Origin of the sequence: Leptolyngbya sp. PL-A3, assembly GCF_039962325.1 — a bacterium.
GTDB lineage: Bacteria > Cyanobacteriota > Cyanobacteriia > Elainellales > Elainellaceae > Vacuolonema.
Genome location: NZ_JAMPLB010000125.1, coordinates 1 through 9,301, shown reverse-complemented (window position 1 = coordinate 9,301; position 9,301 = coordinate 1). Strand labels below are relative to the sequence as shown.

Annotated in this window: 8 protein-coding genes and 1 pseudogene; all 9 read right to left on the bottom strand. The window is 49.8% G+C overall.

The window, feature by feature from the left end; translation table 11 throughout:
- Positions 1-249 precede the first annotated feature (249 nt).
- Positions 250-1,614, bottom strand: a complete 1,365-nt coding sequence (locus tag NDI52_RS34155) for an LLM class flavin-dependent oxidoreductase (RefSeq protein ID WP_190770686.1) — start codon at positions 1,612-1,614, stop codon at positions 250-252.
- Positions 1,615-1,636: 22 nt separating this feature from the next.
- Positions 1,637-2,824: an acyl-CoA dehydrogenase family protein gene (locus NDI52_RS34150; protein ID WP_190770687.1), complete on the bottom strand. Its 1,188-nt coding sequence runs from the start codon at positions 2,822-2,824 to the stop codon at positions 1,637-1,639.
- A 20-nt stretch (positions 2,825-2,844) separates the two neighbouring features.
- Positions 2,845-4,053: an SfnB family sulfur acquisition oxidoreductase gene (locus NDI52_RS34145; protein ID WP_190770688.1), complete on the bottom strand. Its 1,209-nt coding sequence runs from the start codon at positions 4,051-4,053 to the stop codon at positions 2,845-2,847.
- 96 nt (positions 4,054-4,149) lie between these two features.
- Entirely contained in the window at positions 4,150-5,253 is a 1,104-nt protein-coding gene (gene sfnG / locus NDI52_RS34140) for a dimethylsulfone monooxygenase SfnG (protein ID WP_190770689.1), read from the bottom strand.
- Between the two features lie 41 nt (positions 5,254-5,294).
- The gene (gene sfnG / locus NDI52_RS34135; protein ID WP_347280188.1) at positions 5,295-6,386 is read right to left on the bottom strand and encodes a dimethylsulfone monooxygenase SfnG; all 1,092 of its coding nucleotides are present in this window, start codon (positions 6,384-6,386) and stop codon (positions 5,295-5,297) included.
- Positions 6,387-6,389: 3 nt separating this feature from the next.
- Positions 6,390-6,935 carry a hypothetical protein gene (locus NDI52_RS34130; protein WP_190770691.1) on the bottom strand — a complete coding sequence of 182 codons (546 nt, stop codon included), beginning with the start codon at positions 6,933-6,935 and terminating at the stop codon, positions 6,390-6,392.
- Positions 6,936-7,008: 73 nt separating this feature from the next.
- Positions 7,009-8,481 carry a sodium:solute symporter gene (locus NDI52_RS34125; RefSeq protein ID WP_190770692.1) on the bottom strand — a complete coding sequence of 491 codons (1,473 nt, stop codon included), beginning with the start codon at positions 8,479-8,481 and terminating at the stop codon, positions 7,009-7,011.
- An 82-nt stretch (positions 8,482-8,563) separates the two neighbouring features.
- The gene (locus NDI52_RS34120) at positions 8,564-8,731 is read right to left on the bottom strand and encodes a hypothetical protein (RefSeq protein ID WP_190770693.1); all 168 of its coding nucleotides are present in this window, start codon (positions 8,729-8,731) and stop codon (positions 8,564-8,566) included.
- A gap of 291 nt (positions 8,732-9,022) precedes the next feature.
- Positions 9,023-9,184, bottom strand: a pseudogene (locus NDI52_RS34115) (SAM-dependent methyltransferase); the annotation flags it as partial.
- Between the last annotated feature and the right edge of the window lie 117 nt (positions 9,185-9,301).

The window sequence follows — 9,301 nt, the reverse complement described above, 5'->3', positions numbered from 1 at the left end:
AAAAAGAAAGTTCCAAAACCCGAACGGCAAAAAGACAAACCTCATGTCTCCACTGCTCGATTGCTGAGTGAATCGAAATCTAAAAAAGATAAAAAAGCACCTTGAAAGGGCTGGGTGTTGATACTTATGCTCAATCTGCTTGACAACTGAGTCAGAAATCATAGTGAAATTAGAACATCATTCTATCTAGCCTAGCGATTTCATGCAGGTGGTGATGAAAAAGTTATGCAACTTATTTTGTAAGCCTCCTTAAACGGCTCCAACAGACTGTTGAATAAGTTGTGGCGGGGTCAAACTCGCTTTACCTAATTCCAGATGGTCGCGTAGGGTTTTAGCCTCATATTCCTTGCGGAACAAACCCCGCTGTTGTAATTCAGGGACAACAAATTCCACAAACTCTTCAAACGCTCCTGGCAAAAATGCAGGAGAGATAATGAACCCATCCGCGGCAGCGTCTTTGAAAATAGCCTCCAGATGGTCGGCAATCTGCGGGCCTGTGCCAACTACAGGGGGAACCAGCACGCCAGCACCATAGAGTTTGCCAATGTCCCGTAAGGTCAGTCCATCGGACTTGCTGAGGCGTACCGCAATTTCAAATAGCCCCTTAATACCTCCCACCTGCACATTTTGAACGGGCGCATCTAGATCGTATTGGGAGAAGTCGTGATCCATGTGGCTGGAAAGGGTTTGCAGTCCGGCAATTGGATCAACCAAATCGTGATGGTAGTTATATTTTTCCTGGGCGATCGCCTCTGTCTCTCCCACAAAGGGCATCACCGTGGGCAGAATTTTTAGCTCGTTGGGATCGCGCCCATACTTCCCCATGCGCGATTTCACATCCTGATAAAATGCTTTAATTTCTTTGGGATCAGGTTCAATCAGAAAAAGGATTTCGGCCCATCGCGCAGCAAACTCGCGACCCCGATTGGAGGAACCAGCCTGCATAATGACCGGGCGGCCTTGGGGCGATCGCGGAATCGACAGCGGCCCCTGGGAACGGAACCATTCGCCTTCGTGGTGAATATGCCGTACTTTGGTGGGGTCAGCAAAGATCCCCTTTTGCTTATCCAGAATCAGCGCATCGTCCTGCCAGCTATCCCAGAGTTTGTAGGTGACTTCCAAAAATTCGTCGGCGCGATCGTACCGTCTTTCATGCGCCATGTGCTCATCCTGGCCAAAGTTGCGAGCTTCTGCCGTGTTGTGAGATGTCACCACATTCCAGGCAATGCGCCCCCCAGACAGGTGATCGAGGGTCGCGAAGGTACGAGCCATGTCATAGGGCGAGTAATAGGTGGTGGAGCGTGTAATACCCAGACCCAGGTGTTCCGTAGCGGTAGCCATTGTTGCAACCACATAGGCCGGATCGAGTAGCACCGCCCCCTGAGAGCCTCGCCTGAGAGTATCTTCGATCCCTGCCCCATAGCGACTGGGAACCATTAATCCATCGGCAAAGAAGACAAAATCAAATTTGCCCCGTTCGAGAACGCGACCGATGTTCTGGTAAAACTCAGGTTTGAGAAAGCTCAGATCATTGCGTGGATGTTTCCAGGACGGGTGGCTATGCGTCAATTGAGACGCAATCATAAAGCCTGCGAGATGCATTTGGTGAGCCATAGGTAATGAAGAGGGGATTAGATCAGGTATAAAGCGTAAACACAGGAATTTGTTGATTCAAAATCCAATTACCAACTTCGTACACTTTGTAAGCAACGGGATCATGCAATGTATGAGTACGTACATTGCGCCAGAAGCGATCGAATCGATACTTGCTGGCAGCAGAGCGAGTGCCTGTGACCTCGAAAATTTTGCTGGTGGTTTCTAGGGCAACCCGTGTGCTGAGGACTTTAGCGCTGGCGATCGCCACGGCCGTTTGCCCCCGTTCCTCAGCCGTTAGCTGCTCACCCTTTTCCCAGGCCGTTTGCAGAACAGTGCCAACATAATCCGCATGGCTGATAGTTGCCAGCAGATTAACCCAGAGGTTGCCATACTGCTCAACAATGTAGGGATCTTCAGCAGCGACTTGGGCAGGCGAGAAGATCCAGGGCCGCGTCGTGGAGAGGGTGTACTTTTTCGCCTCCTCAAAGGCTCCCAGGGCAATACCCAAATAGAAATTGACGAAAACAATTTGAATGAGGGGTGTGACAAGAGTTGCAAAGGGACTGGGATGATCTAGAGATTCGGGGTCGCCCAAGATTTCACTGCGATCGATCAGAACATTGTGGAACTCAACACTGCCGCTGTCCGTCTGGCGTTGCCCAATGTAGTCCCAATCGTCATTTAAGGTGACCCCTTCGCGATCGCTCGGCACAACTGCAAACAACACATTGCCGAGATCCTGACGAGTTCCAGCGACCACAATCACATCGGAGCTTTTCGCCCCCGTGGAGAAGTTTTTTACCCCATTGAGCCGGAAATGCTCACCCTCCGGAACAAAAATTAGATCCGGATCGCGGGGATTCACGGAATCGCCCCAGTACCAATTATTACGAGAACTGGCAGTGTAGAATCGAGCTTGCTGTTCTGGAGTTCCGTAGAGGCGGGGCATGGTGGCGTTGACGTAGTGATAGCCCAAAAGCTGAGCCAAGGAGCCGTCTGCTTTCGCCAGTTCGCGGACGACTTTAAGAGCGGTAATCCAATCTTTTCCCTGGCCCCCGTAGGCTTCGGGCAACAGCAGGTTGAGCAATCCGCTTTCCCGCAATCGGTACAGCTCGTGAGTGGGGGAGCCACCTTTCACATCGCGTTCGATGGCGGTTTCGGCAAACTCTTCAGCCAGGGAGGTGGCAATCGCCATGGGATCAATCGTTCTATCAATCGCAGATACCATTGGTTTGCTCCTGCACAGAATTAAAAGGCACCGTGGCGGGGTGGATTGACGCCATTCAAGAAGTAGTTACCGATCGCGTGATACTTCCAGCGCACCGGATCATGAAGGGTATGGGTGCGAACATTGCGCCAGTGACGACTGAAATTAAATTGATCGAGGGTAGATTTTGTACCGCTCAGCTCAAACTGTTTGCTGGTAATAAACAACGCGACTTCATCGGCAAGGGCTTTGGCCTCTGCTACGGCAATTGAGGCTTCGATCGCGCTCTTCTCCGTTCCATCCACCAGGGCACGATCGATGAATTCTCCAGCTCGTTCTAAAAGTGCTTCAGCCGCATGAAGTTTGATTGTGATCTCGCCAACATCGGACAGAATGAGGGGATCTTCATAGGCATGATCGACGCCGCTATCGCTCCAGGGACGGGTTTGGGTACGAACGAAGTTAATGGTGTCCTTATGAGAGGCGCGGGCAATACCAACATCGACAGCGGTGTGGATAATTTGGGCGATCGCCCCCATGGTGGTTTGCTTCTCAAATGCCAGATGATGCCGTACAATTTGCCATTCTTCGACGAGTACATTTTCAATCAGTGTTGTACCACTGGCTGTGGTACGTTGTCCCATCCCAGACCAATCATCAATAATGGTTAATCCGCGAGTTTGGCGGTCGACAAACACAATCACCACATGATCCTCGTCATCCAGCGCTACCACAGGGACAATGTGAGCAAACAGCGCACCCGTTGAATAAAACTTTTTTCCATTGAGGACGTACTTGCCATCATGAGTACGGGTTACACGGGTCTGAAAAGAGGTGGCTGTTTTAGTGCCAATTTCGCAGAAGGCATTCCCCAACCGCTTTCCTTCCAGCACCTGTTGGAAGTAATAACGCTTCTGTTTCTCAGTTCCACTGAGGCGTATGGCCTCTACCATATACAGATGGTTTTGCGGAATTTGTCCGAGACTGGAATCCCCTTCCGACAGGATTTTGATCACATTTGCTAGCGTCACATTAGACACGTAAACCCCACCATACTCCTTCGGCACAGTGATACCCAAAAGCCCGCTCTTTGAAAGTTTTTCCAGTTCAATGTGGGGTAAGCGGCGATCGCGATCCCGAATTGCAGATTCCTTGGCGAATTCTTCTGCTAGTGTCTGTGCAACTTCGACCGCTTCAGCATCACTGGTGATGATGTGGGTTTTGCGATCGCTCGAAACAATATTGACCATACTTTGCCTTCCTTTGATACAACAAAACAGGCTAAAGGTTAGGGACTAGAACCCCGGTGTTTCAGAAACACCAGGGTCCAGGGACAAGACGAAAGATTAAGCGATCGACTGCAATTCCTTCTCAACGAGATCTGTGTCACGACGGGCATCCAGTTGACGAACTAGAGGAATCACCCTGCGACCAAATTCCGGCAACTCATCGGTGTAATGCAGGAAGGCGCAAAGGATGAGATCCACACCAGCCTCGTAATATTCACGAATGCGTTCAGCGATCACTTCGGGCGGACCAAATAGCTTGGTCTTAAAGCCATCATTGGGCTGCACCAGGTTAGCAAAATCGGAGTTCGCCCACATACCGATCCGGTCACGGGTAGATGCTCCGGCTTCTTTCACCTGTTCCGCAAAGGCATTTACAATCTTGGGATCAGCGTGGGCAATAATGCGTTCCAATTCGGCGTAAGCTTCATCCTCGGTATCCCGAAGAATGACGAAACCATTCAGGCCGAACTTGACCTTGCGTCCTTCAGCACGGGCGATCGCCGAGATCTCGTCAATCTGCTCCTTCACTGCTTCCACGGAATTTCCATTCATGAAATACCAGTCAGAATAGCGACCAGCCATCCGCCGTGCAGCCTTAGAATTGCCTCCCTGGAAAATCTCAGGATGGGGTTGAGAAATCGGTCTGGGCTGCAACCAGCCTTCATTAATCCGGTAGAAATCCCCTTTAAAGGTAAAGGACTCCTGTGTCCACAAGCCTTTGAGCACTTGAATGAACTCTTCAGAACGACGGTAACGTTCGTCATGATCCAGCCACGGCTCACCAAAAGCTTGGAATTCACCCCGAAACCACCCACTCAGAATATTGATGGCAAATCGTCCACCTGAATAAACGTCAATGGTGGCTCCCATTTTCGCAACCATTGCGGGATGCCATAACCCAGTATGCACAGCGCTGATGAGCTTCAGTCGTTGGGTTTGAGCCGATAGAACAGCGGTACAGGTAATCGCTTCCTGTTGATATTCCCACCCGTGGCTGGCGATGAATCGGGCAGGGGCTAACCCATATTCAAACCCAATATCCTCAGCAACTTGAGCGAGTTGAGCGTTGTAGTTGAGGCTCCACTCTGTTCTTTGGGGAATGCTGCTGATGACATAACCGCCACTGCCAAGAGGCATCCAATAGCCAAAACGAATATCCATTGTAATGTTCTTGAGTAAAGGGAATTAGATTAGAAAATGAATCAGGCAACCTGAGCCAAGGAATGGCGTTGAACATCCAATTGACGCACTTTTGGAATGACTGTGCGACCAAACTCGGGTAGCTCATCGGTAAAATGGAGGAATGAACACAGCATCAGATCTACGCCAACTTCGTAATACTGGCGAATCCGATCGACAATCAAATCCGTCGGCCCAATCAAGCCAGTCTTGAAACCATCATTGGGTTGCACCAGATCTGCAAAATTAGAATTGGCCCACATGCCCACCTTCTCCCGGGTGGAAGATCCAGCATTTTTTGCCTGCTCTGCAAAGCCTTGAACCATTGCAACATCAGCATGGTCAATGATGCGCTGAAGTTCGGCACGGGCTGCTGCTTCGGTGTCCCGCTGGATGACGAAACCGTTGAGGCCAAAGCGAACAGTTCTGCCGTGTTCGCAGGCGATCGCCGAAATCTCCTCAATCTGTTCTTTCACGCCTTCCACGGAATTTCCATTCATGAAATACCAGTCGGAATAGCGCCCCGCCATGCGTCGCGCCGCTTTGGAGTTACCACCCTGGAAGATTTCGGGATGAGGTTTAGAAACGGGGCCAGGACGAAATACTGCGCCGTTGATGCGATAGTAATCACCACTGAAGTAAAACGGTTCCTCAGAGGTCCACAGCCCTTTCAGCACCTCAATAAACTCTTCAGAACGGCGATACCGCTCGTCATGCTCCAACCAGGGTTCATTGAAATGGCGAAATTCCTCCTTCAGCCACCCACTTAGGATATTGATAGCAAAGCGGCCTTTGGAGGCAATATCAATGGTGTTACCCATTTTGGCGATCATCGCTGGATGCCATAAACCGGTATGCACCGCGCTAATGATTTTGATGCGCTCGGTTGCCCCAGCTACGAGGGCTGTGCTGGTAATGGCATCGTGCTGACCATTCCCTGCTTCCAGTGCCATAAATCGAGCCGGAGCCAGCGTATAGTCAAACCCCAAAGATTCTGCCGTTTGCGCCAATCGGATGTTGTAATCAATGCCCCATTCTGTTCGCTGGGGAACAGTGCTAATGACATATCCCCCGCTGATGATCGGCATCCAATACCCAAAACCTATATCCATAATGCTCTATCGCTCCAGACTGGGATTGATGTTTCGCTCCGTTGGAGACTTTAAATGCTGGGTTTCCTGCTGTAAACGATTCGCCACGATCTGCCGCTTGTACCGCTGCAAATCAACTTCCATAGAGATAATGATGACGAGTGGCCCTAGCAGGGAAAGAGTTGGCCCAATGTAGAGGAACCAGGGAGCGAAGCCGTAGGCTTGGATAATGACCGCAGAGCTGACCACTAATAGAAACGATCCAAACCACAGTAGATTAGTAGCTGTTTTGTTGTCTAGTTTTGCAGAGTGATCATCCTCTAAACCATAGGTTTTCGATGCATAACTCAATACCAAGTACATACCTCGGATGTAGAGAACGGCTAGGATAAGACCCACGACAATGAACGTAAGGGTAATAGGCGATAAGCTTTGAGAACTAGCCGTGCTAGCAGATGTAGCAGCCGGACTACGGCTTGCACCGACCAATACAACCAGTAACGCCAGACCAAAGTAGAAAATGCGCTTAAAGAATGTCCAGAAGTCGTGGGAGACAACTTTTAGAGAAGTCATAGGATGAATCCTTAGTGATGCTGGGTATGAGAGGGTGATTTTTGTGGGTATGGAGGCGATGCCCAGCACTGGGCTAAATGTCCTGTGCCCGCTGCAAAAGTCTATAGTCAAAAGAATCGCGATTAAACGAGGCGATAATAATTGGAACAATGGTGCTAACCGCCACAATCGTTGGTGTGCTAATGACTTCACCGTAGGTCAGCATGGTAGGGATGCCCACAACCAGCGCAGCAATGGTGCCCCAAATAAAAGCAGCCGCATTCATCTTGCGCCACGCAATAGAGAGAATCAGCGGCACCAGAATGGCCCCCCGGATGGCGGACGTTCCCAACAGCAGCGAGACAAAATCGATGCCGGACAGTACAACAGCGATGGATACGATGACCGTAATTACCATAGAGAGGCGAGTCCATTGGAATAAGGTCTTTTCAGGAATGTTAGGAACTAACGGTTTGATAATATCCACCGCTGAAATGGAACTGACTGCCGCCAGTGCCCCATCGCAGGTTGAGTAGCAAGCCGATAGCACAATCACCACAAACAAATAGATAATCCAATGGGGTAAACCCAGGTGCGAGATTAGATAGGGTCCAATCGCCGCCGCATCTCCTCCCAGATCCCGAGCTAAATCGACGTTAAACGCAATCCCTACCAGGCCAATTACCCCCAGGCAAAGGGCGATGGGATAGTACAGGCCCCCTCCCCAGAAGAAAGTCCGCCCCAATTCGTTTTCCCGCAGACCCCAGGCCACCTGCCAGAACTCCTGCCCTGCAATAGTCGCGGTAATCAAACCCAGTGTGAAAGTAACCCCAAAATTCTCAAAGGCATCGGCACGAGTCACCCCCAACAGGCCGTCTCCTTTAGCTGCAACGGCCTGCCACACGGCATCTGCACCACCCACATGGCCTAGCGTTGCCACAGCGACGATGGCAGAAGGAACAAGCAGCAACAGGGCCATTAATGTAGAGGTTGAAACGGAAGCCCACAAACCTCCCAAAACGGTGTAGGTCAGAATGGCGATCGACGCAATGACTGCAACGGTTCCCTCGTCTAAACCAAAAATTGTCGCAACTACCAGGGAAGCCCCTTTCAGGTTGATGATAACGGCTTGAATGGCTCCAAAGAGAATGCCAAAAATGACAACAACCCGTGCAAGTTTGGCCCCGTCATACCGCACGGCGACAAACTCACTAATGGTGTAACCATGTGGCATCAAGGCTTTGAGCTTGCGGGCAAACGGCACAACGGCCACTACGGAAATACCGTTGGGTACAGCAAACCACCAGAGACCCGATAAGCCATAGGAATACGTCACGGCAATGGGCATCAAAATTCCTACCACCCATGTCCAAACAGAAAGGAGCCCCGCAACGCCAAAGCCAAACCCTAATTTACGGCCTGCAATCACAAAGTCATGGGTATTCTTTACCAGTTTAGTTTTGGAGTAAAAGGCTAAAACCAGCATGGCAACACCCATTAAAACCAGTGTTAGTATTCCTGGGATCACGCCCAAGGGCTGGCTTTGCACTAATTCAATTCCGTTCATCTTCAAGCCTTTAAAACTCGTTAGTAGGGAACCAATGGATTAATTGAAGAACCTGTTATGGATGTACAGATATACGCTATGACTAATGATTTGGGATCAGGACACTGCTCTGTTGAAACAATTGGTAAATCGGACAGCGTCGCTCAGTCTCCAGTCGCAGTTTGTCAAATAGCTCCTTAGTAGCGTCTGTTTCTATGTTGGGTTGAATGGCGATCGCTTCAAAATTCGCAGTCTCTTCTGCTGATCCCACCACCAAGACTGCTGTACTCAGTGTGGCTTCAATTTGAGGTTAAACGCCTTTAACTCAACACCAAAATCCTTTGCAACCAGTTGTACTGTTACTTGGGAGCAGGAAAATATGGGCATGTCCCCAATGGTCGTTGAGAACTTCAGGTATTTGATATTTCAAACAGATATATCGTCACGTAACTCTTCAGGTCAAAGCAGGGGAGCATAATGCTGATGAACAGAGCAACTTTTGTGGGTTCACTATCACGCGTGACGGAAGTATCCTATAGATCGCGAAGGATTGTAAGTAAACTCAAAAACATTTTGATGCGAGGGTTAACCCATCGCCGATTGGAACCAGGCTGAGAATTATGCGATCGTCATCTTGCAATCGTTGGTTAAATTCTCGAATAAGTTGGGTTTGTTCGTCCTGGACTTCCGGTTGTGCTACTCGGCCTGACCAGAGTACATTATCTCAAATCTTGCACCTTTCCCCATAAGTCAAGCTGGGCAATGATTTGAGAACAATTTCAAACCCATATTGTGCGGCAATATCTGCACTTCTTTGGATCTGTTTGAGGAGTTCAAACCA

Excerpts from the sequence above, each read along its gene's own strand:
- NDI52_RS34155 (WP_190770686.1), bottom strand. The coding sequence starts at position 1,614 with ATGGCTCACCAAATGCATCTCGCAGGCTTTATGATTGCGTCTCAATTG.
- NDI52_RS34150 (WP_190770687.1), bottom strand. The coding sequence starts at position 2,824 with ATGGTATCTGCGATTGATAGAACGATTGATCCCATGGCGATTGCCACC.
- NDI52_RS34145 (WP_190770688.1), bottom strand. The coding sequence starts at position 4,053 with ATGGTCAATATTGTTTCGAGCGATCGCAAAACCCACATCATCACCAGT.
- sfnG (WP_190770689.1), bottom strand. The coding sequence starts at position 5,253 with ATGGATATTCGTTTTGGCTATTGGATGCCTCTTGGCAGTGGCGGTTAT.
- NDI52_RS34130 (WP_190770691.1), bottom strand. The coding sequence starts at position 6,935 with ATGACTTCTCTAAAAGTTGTCTCCCACGACTTCTGGACATTCTTTAAG.
- NDI52_RS34125 (WP_190770692.1), bottom strand. The coding sequence starts at position 8,481 with ATGAACGGAATTGAATTAGTGCAAAGCCAGCCCTTGGGCGTGATCCCA.